This is a genomic window from Desulforhabdus amnigena (genome assembly GCF_027925305.1).
In the GTDB taxonomy this organism is placed as follows: Bacteria; Desulfobacterota; Syntrophobacteria; order Syntrophobacterales; family Syntrophobacteraceae; genus Desulforhabdus; species Desulforhabdus amnigena.
Map to the genome: position 1 here is coordinate 1252401 of NZ_BSDR01000001.1, position 20798 is coordinate 1273198.

At 53.0% G+C, this 20798-nt stretch carries 15 protein-coding genes; 9 read left to right on the forward strand and 6 right to left on the reverse strand.

The features are described 5' to 3' along the window. Window positions 1-27 precede the first annotated feature (27 nt). A complete protein-coding gene (locus tag QMG16_RS05475; RefSeq protein WP_281792803.1) occupies window positions 28-1620 on the reverse strand; it encodes an FMN-binding glutamate synthase family protein in 1593 nt (530 codons plus the stop codon). A 1045-nt stretch (window positions 1621-2665) separates the two neighbouring features. Here QMG16_RS05475 and QMG16_RS05480 point away from each other — a divergent pair. From QMG16_RS05480 to selD, 9 genes are all read left to right on the forward strand, one after another. After that, entirely contained in the window at window positions 2666-5371 is a 2706-nt protein-coding gene (locus QMG16_RS05480; protein WP_281792805.1) for a molybdopterin-dependent oxidoreductase, read from the forward strand. A gap of 5 nt (window positions 5372-5376) precedes the next feature. Continuing rightward, window positions 5377-6222 carry a sulfide/dihydroorotate dehydrogenase-like FAD/NAD-binding protein gene (locus QMG16_RS05485; RefSeq protein ID WP_281792807.1) on the forward strand — a complete coding sequence of 282 codons (846 nt, stop codon included), beginning with the start codon at window positions 5377-5379 and terminating at the stop codon, window positions 6220-6222. Window positions 6223-6378: 156 nt separating this feature from the next. Further along, a complete protein-coding gene (gene gltA, locus QMG16_RS05490; protein WP_281792808.1) occupies window positions 6379-7818 on the forward strand; it encodes an NADPH-dependent glutamate synthase in 1440 nt (479 codons plus the stop codon). A gap of 13 nt (window positions 7819-7831) precedes the next feature. Beyond that, window positions 7832-10873 carry a CoB--CoM heterodisulfide reductase iron-sulfur subunit A family protein gene (locus tag QMG16_RS05495; protein ID WP_281792809.1) on the forward strand — a complete coding sequence of 1014 codons (3042 nt, stop codon included), beginning with the start codon at window positions 7832-7834 and terminating at the stop codon, window positions 10871-10873. 70 nt (window positions 10874-10943) lie between these two features. Further along, complete coding sequence (locus QMG16_RS05500; RefSeq protein ID WP_281792811.1) at window positions 10944-11387, forward strand: hydrogenase iron-sulfur subunit; 444 nt, start codon at window positions 10944-10946, stop codon at window positions 11385-11387. 50 nt (window positions 11388-11437) lie between these two features. Then, window positions 11438-12229 (forward strand): 4Fe-4S dicluster domain-containing protein, encoded by a 792-nt coding sequence (locus tag QMG16_RS05505; protein WP_281792813.1) that lies wholly within the window; start codon window positions 11438-11440, stop codon window positions 12227-12229. Window positions 12230-12283: 54 nt separating this feature from the next. Continuing rightward, window positions 12284-12712 carry a hydrogenase iron-sulfur subunit gene (locus tag QMG16_RS05510; protein ID WP_281792814.1) on the forward strand — a complete coding sequence of 143 codons (429 nt, stop codon included), beginning with the start codon at window positions 12284-12286 and terminating at the stop codon, window positions 12710-12712. 193 nt (window positions 12713-12905) lie between these two features. Further along, window positions 12906-13529, forward strand: a complete 624-nt coding sequence (gene yedF / locus QMG16_RS05515; RefSeq protein ID WP_281792815.1) for a sulfurtransferase-like selenium metabolism protein YedF — start codon at window positions 12906-12908, stop codon at window positions 13527-13529. 47 nt (window positions 13530-13576) lie between these two features. Further along, the gene (gene selD / locus QMG16_RS05520) at window positions 13577-14623 is read left to right on the forward strand and encodes a selenide, water dikinase SelD (protein ID WP_281792817.1); all 1047 of its coding nucleotides are present in this window, start codon (window positions 13577-13579) and stop codon (window positions 14621-14623) included. 73 nt (window positions 14624-14696) lie between these two features. On the opposite strand, the gene nifB is transcribed toward selD, so the two are convergent. The 5 genes from nifB to nifK form a co-directional block, all read right to left on the reverse strand. Beyond that, on the reverse strand, window positions 14697-15968 hold the full coding sequence (gene nifB, locus QMG16_RS05525; protein WP_281792819.1) for a nitrogenase cofactor biosynthesis protein NifB: 1272 nt from the start codon (window positions 15966-15968) through the stop codon (window positions 14697-14699). 38 nt (window positions 15969-16006) lie between these two features. Further along, the gene (locus QMG16_RS05530) at window positions 16007-17377 is read right to left on the reverse strand and encodes a nitrogenase component 1 (RefSeq protein WP_281792820.1); all 1371 of its coding nucleotides are present in this window, start codon (window positions 17375-17377) and stop codon (window positions 16007-16009) included. Window positions 17378-17453: 76 nt separating this feature from the next. Next, the gene (gene nifE / locus QMG16_RS05535; RefSeq protein WP_281792821.1) at window positions 17454-18824 is read right to left on the reverse strand and encodes a nitrogenase iron-molybdenum cofactor biosynthesis protein NifE; all 1371 of its coding nucleotides are present in this window, start codon (window positions 18822-18824) and stop codon (window positions 17454-17456) included. Between the two features lie 167 nt (window positions 18825-18991). Then, the gene (locus tag QMG16_RS05540; RefSeq protein WP_281792822.1) at window positions 18992-19210 is read right to left on the reverse strand and encodes a (2Fe-2S) ferredoxin domain-containing protein; all 219 of its coding nucleotides are present in this window, start codon (window positions 19208-19210) and stop codon (window positions 18992-18994) included. 208 nt (window positions 19211-19418) lie between these two features. Continuing rightward, a complete protein-coding gene (gene nifK / locus QMG16_RS05545) occupies window positions 19419-20795 on the reverse strand; it encodes a nitrogenase molybdenum-iron protein subunit beta (protein WP_281792824.1) in 1377 nt (458 codons plus the stop codon). Between the last annotated feature and the right edge of the window lie 3 nt (window positions 20796-20798).

The following is a 20798-nucleotide window of genomic DNA, read 5'->3' on the forward strand; positions in this document are numbered from 1 at the left end:
CATAAAACAGAGTCAGACTGAAGCGATTCAACTGTTCAGAATAGCTTCGGCTTCTGCTCTGTATGCATCCATAACATACGGAATGCCGGTCACCTTGGTGCACTCATCCGTGAGGGACATGAGCTCCTTACGGGTTATGGCTTTGAGATTGAAGCAACGGCAACCGGCCATCAGCTGTTGCAGACCCACTTTGATTTTGTCTGAATAGCTGAATATTCCGATGGCACCCAGAGGGATATTCTTGATTTCTTCGTTTCCAACAATGTCTTTAACAGCTTCATAGTTCACAAAAATCTCTTCCACAGTCGAACCGTAGACACTGACCGTCTTGGGAAGATCGTTTTTGGACATCCATTCAGCGATGTTTTTGCCGACCATCCCGGGGATCATGAGAGCGCGCCCCATACAAACAGCCTTTACAAAGGGAGCACCCATGGCAAGGGCCTTGAACACGCCGTCTTCGCTGGAGAAACCGCCTGCAAATGCGATGTCGGGTACCTTCTCGCCTTTTGCAGTGAGTTTTGAACAGAAATCATAGGCAGCAGAATGGATATAAATGCTGGGAATTCCCCACTCTTCCATCATTCTCCAGGGGCTCATTCCCGTCCCGCCGGGAGCACCGTCAATGGTCAGGAGATCGATTTTCGCCTTGGCTCCCCACTTGATAGCCATAGCGAGCTCACGCAGGCTATATGCCCCGGTCTTCAGAGTAATTCTCTTGAATCCCAGTTTTCGCAGTCTTTCGACTTCGGCAAGGAAGCCCTCTTCGCTCACAAAACCCAGCCGGCTGTGACGTTCGAATTCCTTGATCGCCCCTTCCTTATAGGCAGCCTGCACCACGGGATCGGTAGGATCCGGTGTGACGATATATCCCCTTTTCTTCAATTCTTGAGCACGTTCAAGGCTGGGAACCTTGATTTCACCACCGATGCATTTCGCACCTTGTCCCCATTTGAGTTCGATCGTTTGAAGACCGTGCTTGTCGATGACATATTCCGCTACTCCGAGTCGTGTATCTTCAACGTTCATCTGGACAAGGAGCTCTCCATATCCACTGTGGTAACGCTTGTAAACTTCGACACGGCGGTCCATCTCGGGCGATTTAGTAATCTTGTTGCTGCTATTGAGTTCCAGACCGGGATCGATTCCACAGACATTTTCACCACACACCAGGGTCACACCACTGATCGCGGCACCGATGGCAAAGTGTTCCCAGTTTTTCCGTGCAATTTCAGTAGAACCCAGAGCACCCGTAAAGATGGGAGCTTTCATCTTTACTTTTATATCCCATCCATATTCCGTTTCCGTGTTCACAGCGGGAAATACAGCCGTATCAGGACCCGCTTCGACTCCCTCGGGAAGGCCATTGGCCCCCAATGCGTAGCCTTGAATATTCAAGTGAGAATAGTCCACGGGATAATCTTTGTCTGCTCCCGCTGTAACTTGTCCAAAAGGCCCCGGATAGATTACTTCGCGGCCTCTGAAGGTCGATCTGAATACTTCACAGTTTCCACGGCATCCGTCGATACAACGGGAACAGAGCCCGCTCATTGGAACTACGCTTTTGGAACGATTGAAAGTCAATGTGGCGTCATTGGAATTGGGCTTGGACAAGTTCATCTTACTTTACTCCCTTTACATAAAAAATGGGTTCCTCTGGTCACTGCTGAACCACGGAAGTGGTGAAGTGATGGACCACTCTTCTTGTGGGGCCAAACTGACACACTTTTTCGTATGTTCACAAAGATGTTTCTTCTTACGCAGCAATGCAGTTGCCGATTTCCTGCTCATCGCACGCCTTGAAGAGATAAAACCTAATTTAACTTCCACTATAGATTTCACCTTAGTATTAGCTATACTTATGGAAACCGAACCAACCTATTAGCTATACTTACTGTTTTTGTCAAGAAATTTTAAATTATGGACGATGATTTGGAGAGATCGAGAGAAAAAAATCATACAAGCATATATAATTATTATTTTTATATAGTTAATTTCTTTCAGCCTTTCAATCACTCAGGATGCGCTTTTAAGTTTAGATGAAGGTTACCTCTATAAATCAGAATTCACTCTCCCAAACGCATTGCATACCACGCTTTCTATGATGGCGCATATTGGAGAGAATGCACATTCTGGTACTACCCGGCAGAAGTAATCATCCTGGCTGGCATGTTTTGGATTGATTTTTTCATATTTTTTGTCAAAAAATTATCGAAAATTCCTATTTGACAAATTGAAATACTACCTTTTATTTTACCATTCAATCATCCACCTATCCTCATAAGGGGCAATAAATGTATCTTTTTACGGGCTTCACCTGAAACAGTATTTTTTATGCTACCCGTGTTAGGTAGGCAACGGGCCAGGCAGAAAGATACATCCCCCATTCCTTTATTTCCAACTCTCCCGGTTTCATCCCTCTTTCAGTCCGGCTCATGCGCCTTTCTTTAGGCATGCCGAGACGTGACCGGACCCATGATGTAGGACGCTGCTGCAGGTCAAACTCTTCTACCCACGATTCCCAAGATTTCCCCGGTTCGTTTCACCCTCTGAAACAAATCTCCAATTCAGTAAGTGTTTCGCTTTTGATGATGGAATCATTTTCATAATGAAGAGGTTCTGCTGTGGCCGCTTTCCCGGTTCGTAAAATACGGAATATTTTTTTATGAAGGCACCAAACGGCATTCAACCTGAAAAATTAGAGGTGATGATGAGTACCATTAAATTATGGATCAATGCTCACGAGGTGGAGGCGAAACCCGGGCAGACGATTATGGAAGCCGCAGATGCGGCAGGAATCCATATCCCCCGTCTGTGCTATCATCCATCGCTCAAGGCCAGCGGTTCGTGCCGGCTCTGTGCCGTCGAAATCGATGGTTACCGCGGACTCCCCGCAGCGTGTTCGACCCCCGTTGCTGAGGGGATGCGCATCGAGACAAGTACCCCCAAGGTTCAGGACTTCCGAAGGGAAATGCTGAGTCTGATTCTTCAGGACCATCCCAGGGAATGTCTGGGATGCCCGCGCAACGGTACTTGTGAACTTCAACAACTGGTTTCCAGCCTAGGAATCGATTTTCCCTATCCTCCTCCCACGGGAAAACGTCCTCCGCTCAAAGCGGGAGGAGCCTACTTCGAGCGGGACACGAGTCTTTGCGTCCGCTGTGGCAGGTGTGTGCGCATCTGTCACGAGGTGCGGGGCGCCGGGGCGATAGTCTTCCGGGAAAAGGCGGGACGCCAGGAAGTGGCAACCCCCTTCGACCGCCCTCTGGAAGATGTGGGCTGCCAGTTTTGCGGAGCCTGTGTGGACGTCTGCCCCGTAGGAGCGTTGAGGGAAAACCTGAAAACGTATCAGGGAGAACCGCAGGAACAGATATTCCAGACATGCGAAAACCTGACAAACATAGTGTTGGATCTCTACCGGAAAGAAATGCCTCGCACGTGGAAGACATCCATCTGTCCCGTCTGCAGTGCAGGATGCCGGATGAGGTTTGAACTGACGGAAACAGGACACATCGTCCAGGTACGGCCGGACTCCAATGGCCCGAGCAATTTGGGGCAGGCCTGTATACAGGGGAGGTTCCTTCTGAAAGGATACCTTCAGCAACCGGGCCGTTTGAAAAAACCCCTCTTGCGCGAAAACGGCAGCCTCCGGGAGACCACCTGGGATGCCGCGCTGGAATCCATGGCCGGGAAATTCAAGGAGTATGGCCCGGGAGAAACGGCAGTACTCACGGACGGGCGAGCAACAAACGAAGAGTTGTATCTCTTGCAGAAGTTCGCCCGGGAAGTTCTGAAAACCGGCTTCATCGGTTGTTTGGCGCCACAGAACCACGGTAAGGCGCATGAAGTCCTTCGCAGGAATTTCGGTATGGCGGCAGCGACGAATAGCTTGGGGGAAATGAACCAGGCGGGATGCCTCCTGGCGATAGGGTTCAACCCGCCTGCCGATCATCCTGTCGCGGGGACCCACATGCGGAGAGCGGTCCTCAATGGTACCAAGCTGATCGTCGCTAACCCCTGCGATGGAGCCATCGCTCATTATGCCGACCTCCCCATGCACTACTATCCGGGGACAGAACTCTCGCTTCTTTCAGGACTCCTGTATCTCGTAATCAAGGAAAATCCCGATCTCCCGGCTCTGAAGGAGATGGATCCTTCGGAACTGGAGAACCTGAAACAAAGCCTTGATGCATATCATCCGGAAGCGGTGTCACGGATGACAGGAATCCCGCAGGAAAAACTCCTGGAAGCCTCTTGCCTCCTGGGCACCGGCAAGCCTCTGGGCATCCTCTATGGAAAGGGCTTATTGGAATCCTGCAATGTTCCTGAAACTGTCCAGGCCCTTGTCAGCCTCTCTAGAATCACCGGAAGCGTCGGAAATGCGGGTGGAGGGATTGCTCCACTTTACGGCAATGGAAACCTTCAGGGCGCCTGGGACATGGGTGTGGTTTCTCACCTGCTTCCCGGCCAGGCGGCACAGAAGGATTCCGCCTTTGTTTCACCTGAGGAAATCCTACAGGCCGTCGATTCAGGAAAGATCAAGGCGCTTTATGTCGCATTGGAAGACTATGACGGAAGCTGGATGGATTTTCTCACGCCGTACGTGAAAAAAGCCGAGTTTGTAGTCATTCAAAATGTCGTGTCCTGCCATCAGAAGCGGCAGGAAGAAGAGGCCTCAGCCCATGTTGTTCTGCCTATGGCGGCTGTCCTGGAAAAAGGGGGAACGCTCACAAACGGTGAGCGGAGAGTGCAACGGGTCGAAGCGATTCTTTCTCCCCCGGGAGAGGCCAGATCCCTGCAATGGGTATTGTCGGAAATAGCCGGCAGAATGGAAGTTTCCGGTTTTGAATATTCGAACGCCGAAGATGTGTTCAATGAAATCCGGGAAAAGGTGCCGTATTATAGCGGCATGAGAGGGGAAAGGAAGGCTGTTCAATGGCCCTGCCCTCATCCGGATCATCCCGGAACATCCACTCTCTTTGCAGAAGCTGCTCCCTCGTGGGTTTCGTGGGCCCCTCCCCCACCCCAGCTCCCCGAAGAGACCCCGGATAAAGACTACCCTTTCAGCCTGGTTTCCAGCGAACAGCTGAATGCATATTTTCTCGGTCCTCTTCTGGCAAAAGAGTCGACAGCGTTGCTCAGCACAAAGGGGGTCGTCCAAATGAACCCGGCAGATGCCTTCACGCGTGGACTCCTGCCAGATGATACCGTTCGAGTCATCACGCATACCGGCGAATGGGAGGGGAACCTCGCAATGAACCCGCTCCTGCCGGGCAAAATGATCGCTCTTCCTCAGGAGATGATTTTGAATCAGCTGAAAGATCCAAATATCGCGGGCAAATTCTTTGCCGCCAAAGTAGAAAAGAGGTAGCCCCTATGTTCCCCATCGTCGCACATGAAGAGTTGGCGCCAAAAGTCCACAGGATGAGCGTCAAAGCGCCCATCGTCGCAGAAAAATCAAAACCCGGTCAATTCGTCATTCTTATCGTTGATGAAAAAGGGGAACGAGTTCCCTTTACCATCAGCGGATGGGATGCATCCAAAGGAACAGTGGATTTTGTCTATATCGAGGTGGGTAAGACTACCTGTCGACTGGGAAGTCTCAAACCGGGAGACCAGCTGGCTCATTTTGTCGGACCTCTGGGAAAACCCGCAGAGATCGACCATTACGGGCACGTTCTGGCTGTCGCCAGCGGGTATGGAGCGTCCGCCATTCTGCCTGTGCTGAAAGCTCTTAAAGAAAAGGAAAACCGCATCACCACCATCCTGCAAGCCCCGGACCGGGAACGCGCCTTCGGCTGTGCAGAGCTGGAAGAGGTCAGCGACCGCCTGGTGCTTGCCATCGGAACGCCCGGCGAAGACATGACGGTCAGCGCCACCCGGCTCCTGCGAAAACTCCTTGCGAATCATCCTCAGAACCCCATCCATCGAGTCATCGTTATGGGTTCGCTCTGTCTCATGCGAGTGATCAGCGAAATGACCCGCCCTTATGCCATCAAAACCATGGTGCACCTCACACCGCTCATGGTGGACGGTACGGGGATGTGCGGCGCCTGCCGTCTGAGTGTCAAGGGAAACAACCGGTTTGCCTGCGTGCACGGCCCCGAATTCGACGGCCATGAAGTGGACGGCTGGGATGTACTCATGGCGCGGCGCTGCACTTATGCCGATGAGAGCGTTCTGCAGCAAAGCTTCCAATGCCGCGGGTGTTCCCAGTGGTAGCAGGAGACCCAGCACGTAGGATCCATTGCTGCACCTCACCCTGCATGATCTGATCGCTCAAACAAACCGTGAAAAGGCAGGGCGGATTCTTGCGCGACACGAGAAAGTCGATCAAGGAAACCCGGTCCGTCCTTTCATGTATAAGGAGTTAGAATCATGACCGAAACAAAAGATCCAGGTCCATCCCGGGAAGAAACCGAAAAAAAGAAAGGCAGGATGAATCTGAACCGGGTTGAAATGCCCAAGCAGGAACCCGAGGACCGACGGCGCAACTTTGACGAAGTGGCTACGGGCTATACTTATGAAATGGCCATGGAAGAAGCCTCGCGCTGCATCCAATGCAAAAAGCGCAACTGCCAGCAGGGATGCCCTGTAAACATCGACATTCCTGATTTCATCAAGCACCTGCAGGATGGAAACATCGAGGCCGCATCACGGGTGCTCAAGGCCAAGACATCGCTTCCCGGCATCTGCGGACGCGTCTGCCCTCAGGAACTGCAGTGTGAAAATTCCTGCACGCTTAACAAAAAAGGCGCACCTGTCGCTATCGGACGTCTCGAAAGGTTCATTGCCGACTGGGAACGATCTCAAGGAGCGGTATCCACACCGGAGATCGCCCCCTCCACGGGTAAGTGCGTGGCGGTTGTCGGCACCGGCCCTTCGGGCCTTACAGTCGCTTCGGATCTGGCCATTCGGGGACACCAGGTCACCATGTTCGAAGCGCTTCATGTCGCCGGGGGCGTTCTCATGTACGGGATTCCGGAATTTCGTCTCCCGAAGGAGATTGTTCAGCGTGAAGTGCAGTACGTCGCATCCCTGGGAGTTGACATTCAACTGGATACCGTAATCGGCATCAACTACAGTCTGGATGAACTGCTGAACACCAAGTATCATGCCGTCTACCTGGCTACCGGGGCTGGTCTTCCACAGTTTCTGCGGGTGCCGGGGGAAAATCTGAACATGGTCTATTCCGCCAACGAATTTCTCACCCGCACCAACCTCATGAAAGCCTACCTCTATCCGGAATACGCCACTCCTGTGAAAATGGGCAAAAAAGTCGCGGTCATAGGAGGCGGAAACGTCGCCATGGATTCGGCACGCTGTGCGGTCCGGCTGGGAGCACAGGAAGTTTACGTTGTCTACCGACGCACCCGTCAGGAGATGCCCGCCCGTCTCGAAGAGGTGGAAAATGCCGAGGAGGAAGGCATCCACTTTCATTTCCTCTGCAATCCCACCGGTTTTATCAGCGATGGACGGAACAATGTTTCAGCGATGGAACTCATCCGCATGAAACTGGGAGAACCCGATGCGAGCGGTCGCAGGCGGCCCGTGCCCATTGAGGGAAGTGAATATACCATGGACGTGGATACGGTGATCGTCTCCCTTGGAACCTCTCCCAATCCGCTCATCTCTTCCACTACTCCCGACCTGGAAACATCCCGGTGGGGAACGGTGGTGACGGATGAGCGAGGTAAAACATCCAAAGCCCGCGTATGGGCTGGAGGCGATATCGTTTCCGGCGGGGCAACGGTCATCAGCGCCATGGGAGAAGGCCGGCGCGCCGCATCTGCCATGCATGAATTTCTCAGTCAGTAGAAGAGGTGAACGTATGTCAGTAACATCTCGAAATCTGGTCGGATCAGCTATGATCGTCGGTGGAGGGATTGCAGGTGTGCAAGCGGCTCTGGATCTCGCTGACACAGGCTATTTTGTCTATATGGTCGAAAACAGTGAGGCCATCGGCGGAGTCATGAGCGCTCTGGACAAGACTTTCCCCACCAATGACTGTTCCATGTGCATTCTTTCTCCGAAACTGGTGGAATGTGGACGGCATCCCAATATCGAAATCCTCACACTGACCGATATCCTGGAAGTGGAAGGGGAAGCCGGGAACTTCAATGTGAAGCTGCATCAAAGGCCCCGTTTCATCGATATGACCAAATGTATCGCTTGCAGCGCCTGTGCCGAAAAATGCCCCCGCAAGGTTCCCGACGAGTACAACCTGGGTCTGAGCAAACGCAAAGCGGCTTACGTCAAATATCCACAGGCTGTTCCCCTGAAATACGCCATCGACAAAGACCACTGTATCTACTTTGAAAAAGGCAAATGTCGGGCCTGCGAAAAGATCTGCCCCGCCGGGGCGGTCAACTTCGACGACAAGGACATGTTTTTCACCCTGAATGTGGGAAGCATTATCCTTGCCCCTGGTTTCAAGCCTTTTGATCCCAAAATCTTCGACACCTATAATTATGCACACTTCCCCAACGTGATTACCGCCATGGAGTTCGAGAGGATTCTCTCCCCCTCAGGCCCATCGGGTGGAGATCTGGTGCGGCCCTCGGATAAGAGCGCACCCAGGCGCATTGCCTGGCTCCAATGCGTGGGTTCACGCGACATAAACCGGTGTGACAACAGCTACTGCTCTGCCGTTTGCTGTATGTACGCCATCAAGGAAGCGGTCATCGCTAAAGAACACAGTCATCATCCCCTGGATGCGGCCATTTTTTTCATGGACATGAGAACATCCGGAAAAGACTTCGAAAAGTATTATGACCGGGCCAGGGAGGAACACGGTGTTCGGTTCATCCGTTCCCGTGTGCATTCCATCGAGGAGGTCCATGGATCGAAAAACCTCATGCTCCGTTTTACCGAAGACAACGGAAGCCTCCGCGAGGAAGAGTACGATCTCATAGTTCTCTCGGTGGGCCTGGAAACCTCTCCTGAAGTGATGGAACTTGCAGAGCGCCTGGGTATTGAAATCAACAACGGAAGGTTTGCTGCAACTTCACCTTTTTCACCTGTCACCACATCCCGTCCGGGAATTTTTGTATGCGGCGCCTTTCAAGGTCCGAAGGACATTCCCCAGTCCGTCATGGAAGCTTCGGCGGCGGCGGCTGAAACATCAGCCCTTCTTTCAGCCGTTCGCGGCACAGCCATAACCAAGACCGAACCTCCCGAAGAAGTGGATCGGAGTGAAATCGTCTCTCCCCGCATCGGCGTCTTTGTCTGTCAATGCGGCATCAATATCGGCTCCGTGGTGGATGTGCCTGCCGTCAAGGAATACGCGAAGACCCTTCCCCACGTCGTCTATATGGATGAGAATCTCTTCACCTGCTCGCAGGATACCCAGGACCGCATGAAGGAAGCCATTCGGGAAAACAAGCTCAACCGCATTGTGGTGGCGTCCTGCTCGCCCCGGACTCATGAACCTCTCTTTCAGCAGACCATCCAGGAAGCAGGACTCAACAAATACCTCTTTGAACTGGCCAACATTCGAGACCAGGATTCATGGGTGCATCGCGACTTTCCCGAAGCAGCCACTGAAAAAGCCAAGGACCTCGTTCGCATGGCGGTGGCCAAGGTCAGCCTTCAGCAGCCTCTTGATGAAGTTCGACTGCCGATCAATAAAAGCGGACTGGTCATCGGCGGGGGAGTTGCCGGCATGGAGGCGGCTTTAGCCCTTGCCGGCCAGGGATATCCCGTCACGCTGGTGGAAAAGAATGCGGAACTGGGCGGACATGCCCGCAAGCTTCTTTCTGCCTGGACTGGAGAACCCATAGCACCTTATCTCGAGGAGCTCATTCAAAGCGTACAAAATCATCCTCAGATTTCTGTACGAACCAAGGCGACATTGAAAGAAGTCACCGGATTCGTAGGCAATTTCAACACAACACTGGAGGTGGGAGACCGGGCTGAAACCGTACAGCACGGTGTTGCCATCATTGCGGTAGGAGCTCATTCTTACCAGCCCACTGAATATGGCTACGGAAAGAGCGACCGGATTTTTCTCAATCTCGACATGGACCGTGCCATTCGTGAGCGGCATGAGTCCGTCGTCAATGCCCGTTCAGCCGTCTTCATACAATGTGTGGGATCTAGGGAACCGGAACGCCCATATTGCAGCAGGGTGTGCTGCAGTCACAGCATTGAAAACGCTATCCGCATCAAGGAACTCAACCCCGGCGCAGATGTATATATTCTCTACCGGGATATTCGCACGTATGGTCTGCGAGAAAACATCTACAAAGAGGCACGGAAAAAGGGGATCCTTTTCATTCGATTCGATCCGGAACGGAAGCCGCAGGTGGAACTGGCAGGAAATCAGTTGAAGATAACCGTATTCGACCCCATTCTTCAAAAGGACATCGTCCTGAAGCCGGATGTTTTGACTCTCGCCAGCGCCATCGTCACACGGGAAGTGGAACCGCTGGCAAAAATGTTCAAGGTGCCTTTGAACCCGGAGGGTTTCTTTCTGGAAGCCCACATGAAACTTCGGCCCGTGGATTTTGCCACCGAGGGCGTTTATGTAGCGGGGTTGGCTCACTGGCCCAAACCAACGGAAGAGTGCATCGCACAGGCCAAGGCCGCTGCATCGAGAGCATCCACTGTTTTGGCGAGGGATTTTATCGCGGCGGGGGGCGTAGTCGCTCTCATACAAAAGGACAAATGCATAGGCTGCCGGGCCTGCATGGAATGCTGTCCTTTCGGAGCCATCAGCTACCTGGAACAGGAAGCTAAATGTGAAGTGAACCAGGCTCTCTGCAAGGGCTGCGGCACCTGTGCGGCAACCTGTCCTTCCGAAGCCGTTTCTCTTCTCGGGTTCAGCCATCTACAGCTCTATCGCCAGATAGATGAAGCTCTTTGCGCATGAAAATGCAAGGCGGACTAAGGCTGAGGCCGTCGATGTCCGTTATTCAATACTTGGAAAAAGGGGTGCTATCGTGGAAATAATAAACTTTGAACCCAGGATTCTCGCATTTCTCTGTAACTGGTGCAGCTATGCAGGGGCTGATCTGGCAGGAGTGAGCCGCCTGCAATATCCTCCAAATATCAGAGTCATCCGGGTCATGTGTTCGGGCAGCGTTTCTCCCCATCATCTCCTGCACGCCTTTCAGAAGGGAGCGGATGGAGTGCTGGTGGCAGGATGCCACATTGGGGACTGCCATTACCTGAAGGGAAACTACATGACCGTCAAACGGGTGAAATTTCTGGAAGGGTTGCTCAAATTTGCCGGCTACAATCCCGAGAGGCTTCGCCTGGAATGGATCTCAGCCGCTGAAGGAATCAAATTCGCAGAGGTCGTAAGAGATTTTACGGAAAAGATCCGAAGCCTTGGCCCCGCCCCATCCTTTGAAGCCGTTCCTGGGACTGCAGCCACGGCTTGAACGCTTTTTTCTAACGGACAATAAACCCACCTTCGCAGGATATGAGTCCTATGAATACGAAAATAAAGAAGCTTCTGGAAGAAGGTCGAGTAGATGGTTTCTGGGCCTACAAGACCATGCACGGGTTCCCATTTCCCTGGCTTTTCACCAGAGAAAACATGGAGGAACTGGAACCATGGAAAACAACCCGGGCACGTTATCCTATCCTCAAGATGCTCCTGGCACAGGCGCGCAAGAATCCCGAAAAAACCTACGGTGTCCTTGTGCGCGGGTGTGAAGAAAGGGGCCTCAATGAACTCTTCAAGTGGAACCAGCTTCAGCCGGAAAGGGTGGTCGCGCTAGGGCAGGCCTGCACCCGGGAACTGGCGGAGTATTGTGAATGCTGGAAACCTTACCCCGACCGGCTTGACTATGGTGAGCCGGCGGCACCTGCGGGAGAGAGCAGGAAAGTAAAAGCATTGCAGGCCATGAAAATGGATGAAAGACAGCAATGGTGGCTTTCACACCTGAACCGCTGCATCAAATGCTACGGTTGCAGAGATGTCTGTCCCGTATGCTTTTGCACGGAATGCACTCTGCAACACGATGAACTCATTCCGCAGGCCAAACTGCCTCCGGATGCGTCTTTTCATCTGGTTCGCGCCATTCACATGGGAGGGCGCTGCATCGACTGCGGCTTGTGCGAAGAGGTCTGTCCGGCCAAGATTCCTCTGAGGTCCCTCTACAAAGAGGTCAATCTGCTGGTGGAAGAGATTTTCGGTTACAAGCCCGGCACAGCCGACGGCAAATCCCCTTTCTCTTTCCTGGGGGATGAAATGCTTCTTCCGGCGGGGCCCCGCTAGTTCCTGTTGAGCTTGAGCCGGTTATTACAGTGAACGCATACGAAAGGAATGGAAATGACACATCCCCATTTTGAGCCTGTCATTCTTTGCTTCCTCTGCACCTGGTGAGCATACGCCGCTGCTGACCTGGCTGGGGTCAGTCGAATGCAATATCCGACAAACATTCGGATCATCAGAGTCATGTGTACGGCAAGTGTTTCTCCGCACCACATCCTGCGAGCCTTCCAGGAAGGGGTGGATGGAGTCTTCGTCGGCGGTTGTCATCTCGGCGATTGCCATTATCTGTATGGCAATCATTCGGCAAATAAACGTGTACGGTTCTTAAGGCAACTGCTCACTTTCTCGGGCGTTGACGGAGAAAGGCTGAGTTCAACTTGGGTTTCTTCCGCGGAGGCCCCAGAATTTGTAATGGCAATAAAGGGTTTTATTGAAAAACTGAAGATTCTGGGTCCCTCTCCACTTCGCAAGGCAGAAGCGGGTTGAACTGTCTGCTCTCCAATTTTCTTTAAAACTTGCAAGGTACAGTCGCCGCATTGTCTTCAAAGATCCAAGACATGAACCATCGACTGTGATATTGAATAAAATTTCAATGTACTGGAAGATGAAAGGGTAATGCAGGAAAAACTCATCATTGCTTCTTCTAAGACTTCGAACACACAGCGGGAGCGCACTTCAAATGGCGGAGAAAAAGCTGGACTGCCGTGGGTTGGCCTGTCCTCATCCTGTTCTAAAGACCAAAGAGACAATAGAAAGCGGCGATATCACTCAGGTGAACATTTTGGTGGACAATGCCGCAGCCAGGGAAAATGTGGGACGATTTCTGGAACGCATGGGTTATACAGTGACTGTTTCCGAACACGAAGGATCTTTTGAAGTTGCAGGATCAAAAGCCCTCGAAACATCGGCACGTGAAATAACGCCGGAACCGGAAGAGCCCAAGCAGACCAGGAAGAACGAGGAACGCAAAATTGCGGTGCTTGTCGGTACGGAATGCATGGGAAGTGGGGACGACACGCTGGGCCGGAAGCTTCTCATAAATTTCGTCGGCACCCTGAAGGAAATGGGCTCTGAACTTTGGCGCTTGATCTTTCTGAACGGAGGAGTCAAATTAACAGTGGAAGGTTCCGAATCCCTGCCCATTCTTCAGGAACTGGAAAAATCGGGGGTCTATATCCTCGTTTGTGGAACCTGTTTGAATCATTTCGAACTCTTGGAAAAAAAGAAGGTCGGAGAGACGACCAACATGCTGGATATCGTCACGGCTTTGCAGCTGGCGGATAAAGTCATTAGCTTCACCTGATGCGTTGAAAACATATTCCATACACTTTTGAATTTTAGGGGTGACTCATGACACATTCTCGGGTGGAACTGGCCAAAACAGTACGTGCAGCTGGTTGAGCTGCCAAAATAGGTCCGGGGGACCTGGCTGAAATTCTCGAAAATCTGCCTCTCGAAAAAGATCCCAACCTGCTGGTGGGGCGGGAAACTTCCGATGATGCCGGAGTTTACCGTTTGACAGAGGAAACGGCTCTGGTCCAGACCATCGATTTCATCACTCCGGTGGTGAACGACCCCTACGACTTTGGGAGGATCGCCGCCGCCAACGCTCTAAGTGACGTCTATGCCATGGGGGGCCGTCCTCTCACGGCCATGAATATCGTGTGCTTTCCGGTCAAGAAGATGGACAAGAAGATCCTGGGAGAGATTCTCAGGGGCGGGTTGGAAAAAGTTCATGAAGCAGGAGCGGTTCTGGTGGGGGGGCACAGCGTTGAAGACCCGGAAATCAAATTCGGGCTTTCAGTCACAGGGCTGGTGCACCCTCAAAAGGTCCTGGCCAATAGCAGGGCACAGGTGGGAGATGCCTTGATCCTCACCAAACCTCTCGGTACGGGAATCCTGGCAACCGCCATCAAAGCGGGGCTGGTTTCCGATGAAGCAGAAAGGGAAGCCATCGAGGTCATGGCGACATTGAACAAGACTGCGGCGGAAGCCATGAGTGCGTACACGGTGCATGCCTGCACGGACATCACCGGTTTCGGGTTACTGGGACATGCGCTCGAAATGGCTGTCGGCAGCAAGGTCTCCATCACCCTGGACGTCAAGAAGGTGCCCCTGCTCACCGAAGTCCTGCATAACCTTCAAATGGGTTTGGTCCCGGCGGGAAGCTATGCCAACCGGAATTTCTGTGCACACCAGGTCAGGCAGATCCAAACCATCGACCCCGCCCTGCTGGACCTGCTCTCCGATGCACAGACATCGGGAGGCCTTCTCATTTCACTTCCCGAAAGTGAATCGCAGAAACTGGTGCAGGACCTCAGGAACCGCGGAGTCTCCAGTGCTGCGGTCGTCGGACATGTCACAGGTACAGGAAAAGGAACGATTGACCTTATTTGAGGGAGATACCGGTGGCACTTGAATACAGCCTGCCGCCGGGTTCCCCCCAGAGCCTTTGTCCGGACATCCAATTCTAGCAACCGCTTCCATCTCCCTGGCACCCCTGCCCCTTCGTGCACCCGCCGCTTCGCCTGACTTTGAATTCCGAAAGGTTCCGGCCGTTGAAAACCGCCTCCAGTCCCATTTCAATGAAACCGCTCATTTCCACCGGGAGCACCCCCGTTTTCGTGAGTATCTTCCTCGGGTGTTCCCCTATTCCGCTCACGAGCACGGCGCGGCAGTCCTGTAAGACTCTTGCCAGTTCCTCCCATCTCTTCGGGCCTCCCCCAGAGGGAGGGGCCTTCCGTTCTGCAACCTTTTCAAATCCTTCTTCACTCTTTTTCCAGATCTGGAAACGGGCGGCTTCCCCCAAATGCTGATTGACCAGAAGTCCCTCGATCGTCGCTACGGCAACGTAGGGCCTCGCTTCAGAGGAAGGCAGGGAAGTCGCGCATGCGGAAAGGCAGCCGCGAAACGCGTCGCTTTTGTCTTCACCGAGAAGTCCCACCGCATCCGCGCGGCACCGGGTACAGTGACGCATCTGGGGCAGATATTCCTCGGCCTTTTTACGTATTTCAACCATTTGCTCCCGGCTCGGTTCGTGCACCGATTCAAAGACCGTATCCGCATTGGGATAGAGGGGCATACAGTTGAGGACATCCACTTCGATCTCGGCCATCTTTTTCGCCACTTCTTCGATATGGTGATCGTTGATTCCAGGCATCACGATCGTGTTGACCTTGACCACCATGCCTTTGGCTTTTAGCGCTTTGATGGCTTCCAACTGACGTTCCAGCAGGAGTTCTGCAGCGCGAAGCCCCCGGTAAATCACTTTTCCGTCCCGCACCCAGCTGTAAATTTTCTGACCGATTTCAGGATCCACGGCATTGACGGTGACCGTCACGTGGGAAACGCCGATCCTGGCCAGTTCATCCACATAGGGAGCAAGGTTCAATCCATTAGTGGCCAAACAGAGAAGCATTTCAGGAAATTTCTCCCGGATCAAACGCATGGTTTCGACCGTCTCGAACGCATTGGCGAAAGGATCTCCCGGCCCGGCGATTCCGGCGACAGTGATACGGGGTTCTTTTTCAAGCACTTTTTCCATATATTCGACAGCCTGGACAGGAGAGAGAACAGCACTGGTGACCCCTGGCCGGCTCTCGTTCACACAGTCATATTTGCGGTTACAGTAGTTGCATTTGATATTGCACTGCGGAGCTACGGGAAGGTGGACCCGGCCGCATTTTCCTTTGACCTCAACATTGAAACAGGGGTGTCGATCGAGATTCAGCGTAGTTGTCATGGTCCCTATCCTTTTCTATTTTTCAGCCACGACTCTTTTTACATGTAGCCATAGCCCACAGACGAATCCATCTGTTTCTTTTCAATGAGAGCATTCACAATACGGTCGAGCAGGTTCTGCGCTCCCCGGTAACCCAGGTGAAGGATTCTCTGTCCTCCGAAGCGGTCGTGAATGGGAAATCCCACCCGAACCAGGGGGATATTCCATTTCTTTGCCAGGTGATATCCTTTGCTGTGCCCTACGAGGAGCTCAGGCGAGAGGGCTTCCACTTCTTCGGCGATTTCGTAGAAGTCCACCCCTTCTTTCACAATGGGAGTTTCCGAAAGGATCTCTCCCGTAACCTGTTCGATGGCTTCCCGGAAGTGCCCGCTGCGCCCGCCCGACGCACAGAGAACCGGTTTGATGCCGATCTCGACGAGAAAGGAGGTCAATCCGACCACGAGATCCTCTTCACCGTAAATGACCGCCCGTTTCTCGCTAAGGTACTTGTGGCCATCCACGTAAGCATCGATGAGCCGCCCCCGTTCCGAGGCGTGCTTTATGAGCGTGGGGGAACCTGAAATCTCTTCCAGTGCTTCAAAAAAGCGATCCGTTTCGCGCAACCCCATGGGCATACCCAGTCCGTGGAGCTTCACTCCAAAACGGTCCTCCAGGAGTCGCCCTGCCGTGGTTTCACGGGCGAGGGTTCTTCCGAATTCAATCGTGGCCCGGGAGCCTCCCATATTCTTGATGTGAGCAATGGGAGTCCCTCCCAAGGGAATCTTTTCATACTCTTCCGCAGCCGGGCCATCCAATGTTTCTGAAATATCGGGTAGAACAATCGGCGGAAGCCCGAAGTCCTCCATAATTTCCTTGAGATACCGGATGTCCGCCGGAGAGACAAAACCGGGCAAAACATTGACGGCGTCCGTCTTCTCCTCCAATCCGGCCAACTGGTCCACCACGGATTTTACCGCCGCGTGAAAACCTTCCATGTGCGTCCCCGAATAGCTGGGTGTCGAGACGTTCACCAGGGACGGGAGATCATCGTTTTGATGCGTCTCGGCCATTTCCTTGCGAAAGGCCCGCACGATCATGGGCACATCGTCACCTATGGTTTCAGTAAGGCAGGTTGTGGCGATACCGATGAGATCTGCTCCATATTTGGCCATTACATTCTGCAGCCCCTGCTTCAGGTTCGCTTCCCCGCCATAGACCGCATGTTTCTCCCCCAGAGACGAGGATGCAATGTCCATGGGTTCCCGGTAATGGCTGATGATGTAGCGCCTCATATAGGTTGCGCATCCCTGAGATCCATGCAGGAAGGGAACGGCTCCTTCGATTCCACGAAAGGCAAGACATGCCCCCATCGGCTTGCAAAGCTTGCAGGCGTTTGTGGTGGATACATAGGGCGAAGTGGATCGTTTCATCGCTTTGACCTCTCTTTCCGGAAGCGCCGGATGGCGGCATACAAGGGTTGCTTCGAATTTGAAGATGTTTTCCGTTTCAGTGGTATTTTCTTCCGGTCTTCCTGGGAACAAACCGCCACACGGGACTTACTGCGGAGATGTAAACCTCTTTGGCAAAATTGAGCATTCCAACGAAACCTTCCAGGGGTTCCTTGCGCTCATGGTTATGATCACAAAAGCCCACGCCCAGCTTGTATGCGATAGGCCTTTCCTTCACTCCCCCCACGAAGACATCGACTTCTTTTTCCTTGAGGAACGAAGAGAGCTCCAGGGGGTTTGAATCGTCTACGATGATCGTTCCATCATCGGTGATCTCATGCAGTTCCTGGTAATCTTCTTCCGTGCCGGTCTGAGAACCCACCAGCACCACTTTCATGCCCAGGATGCGAAACGCCTTGACCAGAGAAAAGGCCTTGAAGGCGCCCCCCACATAGATGGCGGCCTTTTTCCCCTCGAGGGCCTCTCGGTACTTCTGTAACTGGGGGTAGAGCACGGAGAGCTCTTCCTTGACGAGTTCCCGGGTCCTCCCCATGATTTCCGGGTCCTTTCCGCTGAAAAACCGGGCCACGGTATAGAGAGATTCGGCCATGTCTTCCACTCCGAAATAGGAAACCCTTTGAAAAGGAATGCCGTAAGCATCCTTCATCATTTTCGCCAGGTCCATGGTCGCACCCGAACACTGGACCACGTTCAGAGCGGCCCCGTGAGCCCGGCGGATCTCCTCCACCCGTCCGTCCCCCGTGATGTTGGCAACCGTTTCAATGCCCATGCGCTTGAAATAATCGCGGATGATCCAGATTTCACCCGCCAGGTTGAAATCCCCCAGGATGTTCACGCTGAGAGGCGATATTCCCGTCGTATCGCCCGTTCCAATGAGTCGAAACATGGCGCTGCACGCGGCATGGTAGCCTTCACGCTTGTTGCCCTTGAACCCTTCCGACTGCACGGGAATGACGGGAATTCCTTTTTCCTGGCTCACCCGCTTGCATACGGACTCCAGATCGTCCCCGATGATTCCCACGATGCAGGTCGAGTACACAAAGGCCGCCTTGGGACTGTGACGGTCGATCAATTCCACGAGAGCCCTGTAGAGCTTGGCTTCACCACCGAAAATGACGTCCTTTTCCTGTAAGTCCGTGGAAAAACTCAGACGGTGAAGAGTCGGTCCCGAGGAGAGCGCTCCCCGAATGTCCCATGTGTAGGCAGCACAGCCGATGGGTCCGTGCACCAGATGCAGAGCGTCCGCTATGGGATAGAGCACCACCCGGGAACCGCAGAACACACAAGCCCTCTGGCTGACAGCTCCTGCCAGGCTTTCTTTGTTGCAGGAAATCTCGAAGGGTTCTTTTCCCTTTCTGTGTATTTGGTCTTTTCGTTCCTTGAAGATGACAACATTTTCAGTACTCATGACTTTCCTCTTTTCCCGCGGCTTTTTGACTTCTGCCCGTCGCTCGGTACATCGGTGAGTGCATTCGGGTCCCAAGGCTCTCTCCAACTTCAGGTGTCACGGGTTGTTCTTCGCCATGGAATCCGAACACTCCCGATTCGCTGCACTGTATCCTTTCATGGTCGAGGCTATGCGAGAAGATATTCGGTTGCCGGTTCGTCCTCCTCGAGAGCATCGAGAATGGCATCCACAGCATCTTCATCGACTACGCCCCTGTACCAGTATCCCTGGGGATAGACGATGACAACGGGTCCTTCCTCGCACAGCTTCAAACATCCGGTGGTGGTGACCATCGCATTCATACCGCGATCTGCAAGTTCTTCTTCAAAGTATGGAATCAGATTCATAGAATTCTTTTTGATACATTTTCCCTTGGCTTCGGTGCCCCTGAAGCTGGCACATACAAATATGTGGTAATCCGGTTTTTGCATGTCATGTTTCCTCTTGAGGGGTTTCCTCTCCGCTTCGGCAGAGAATTCAATTGTTCCTTTTCGCAAAAGGCACTCTTATCGAACCTCTGCCCCTCACAGAACCCATTGTTTCCAAAAGATTCATCTACATCACCAGTTCAAAGCCCTCTTCCGATGAATCCCTGTCCTGACGATCCAGAAGGGCATCCAGAATCTTTTCGAGAAGGCGCAATCCGCCCCTGTAGCCGACCGTAGGGAAATAGCTGTGCCCGATGCGGTCGAGGATGGGGAAACCGAATCGAACGAAGGGTATGTCCTCGTCGCGTGAAATGTACTTCAGATAGGTGTTTCCTATCATGAGATCTACCGGTTCATTCTTGATCCACTGATGCAGTAGGAACATGTCGCCTTCGGCTCTCACCTTCACTTCGTGAGGCACATCCTTCGTGATCTCATTGATCCTGGATTCGAACTTCTTGCCCGGAGTCCCCGTCACCACATAAATGGGCATCATGTCGATGGAGACCAGGAACTCTGTAAGAGAGATCAGCTGATCGGGGTCTCCCACCAGGGCCACCTTTTTCCCGTAGAAGTACTGGTGCATGTCGGCAATGACATCCAGAAGCTGTCCCCTTTCCAGGTTGATGGAATCCGGCACGTGTACTCCTGCAAGTTTTCTGAGAACATCCACGAACCGGTCCGTTGCACTGAGCCCTATGGGGAGGTCCAGGATTTCGCAGGGCACCTTGCACTTGGTGTCGAGGGCCCGGGCTGCAGGCCCCGAAGCCAGGTGCCCGAGAGCGATGGTAGCCTTGCTGTCTCCGGTCTTGACCAGCGATTCGACGGTAACTCCGCCCCTCGGGAACATTTCGAACTTTCCCGTCTGGGGACGGTTGAGAACATTGGATGTATCGGGGAAAAGGATGGTCCGCACCCCCAGTTCACCGGCGATTCGTTTGATTTCTTCCATATCCGCAGGTTCGACGTATCCCGGAACGATATTGATGCAGTCTTCTTTTTTCCCCGTAGATACCGCGAAGTAGTCCACCATGGCTTTCGTCATGTTGGAAAAACCGGTCACATGAGACCCCACATAGCTCGGTGTGTTGGCATGAATGACATACTTGCCTTTGGGAATCTTGCCGTCCGCTTCGGCCTTGCGGGTGATCTGAGGGATATCATCCCCGATGGTCTCGGAAAGGCACGTGGTGTGGACCGCAATCACTTCCGGTTCGTAAATGGTGAAAATGTTGTCAATGGCCTGCACCAGGTTGGCCTGCCCGCCGAAGACCGACGATCCTTCCGTGAATGAACTGGTAGCCGCCATGACAGGCTCTTTGTAATGCCGGGTGAGGGTGCTGCGGTGGTAGGCGCAGCACCCCTGCGAACCGTGGCTGTGAGGAAGACAGCCGTGAATCCCCAGGGCCGCATACATGGCGCCGATGGGCTGACAGGTCTTGGCCGGATTGATGGTCAAGGCGCTGCGTTCTCTGATTTCTTTGGGTGTGTGTCTGAGCAACATAAG

Coding starts and splice junctions, on each gene's coding strand:
- nifK (WP_281792824.1), bottom strand. CDS start 20,795: ATGTTGCTCAGACACACACCCAAAGAAATCAGAGAACGCAGCGCCTTG.
- nifE (WP_281792821.1), bottom strand. CDS start 18,824: ATGAGTACTGAAAATGTTGTCATCTTCAAGGAACGAAAAGACCAAATA.
- yedF (WP_281792815.1), top strand. CDS start 12,906: ATGGCGGAGAAAAAGCTGGACTGCCGTGGGTTGGCCTGTCCTCATCCT.
- QMG16_RS05485 (WP_281792807.1), top strand. CDS start 5,377: ATGTTCCCCATCGTCGCACATGAAGAGTTGGCGCCAAAAGTCCACAGG.
- QMG16_RS05480 (WP_281792805.1), top strand. CDS start 2,666: ATGAAGGCACCAAACGGCATTCAACCTGAAAAATTAGAGGTGATGATG.
- QMG16_RS05495 (WP_281792809.1), top strand. CDS start 7,832: ATGTCAGTAACATCTCGAAATCTGGTCGGATCAGCTATGATCGTCGGT.
- QMG16_RS05530 (WP_281792820.1), bottom strand. CDS start 17,377: ATGAAACGATCCACTTCGCCCTATGTATCCACCACAAACGCCTGCAAG.
- QMG16_RS05505 (WP_281792813.1), top strand. CDS start 11,438: ATGAATACGAAAATAAAGAAGCTTCTGGAAGAAGGTCGAGTAGATGGT.
- QMG16_RS05540 (WP_281792822.1), bottom strand. CDS start 19,210: ATGAATCTGATTCCATACTTTGAAGAAGAACTTGCAGATCGCGGTATG.
- QMG16_RS05475 (WP_281792803.1), bottom strand. CDS start 1,620: ATGAACTTGTCCAAGCCCAATTCCAATGACGCCACATTGACTTTCAAT.
- nifB (WP_281792819.1), bottom strand. CDS start 15,968: ATGACAACTACGCTGAATCTCGATCGACACCCCTGTTTCAATGTTGAG.
- gltA (WP_281792808.1), top strand. CDS start 6,379: ATGACCGAAACAAAAGATCCAGGTCCATCCCGGGAAGAAACCGAAAAA.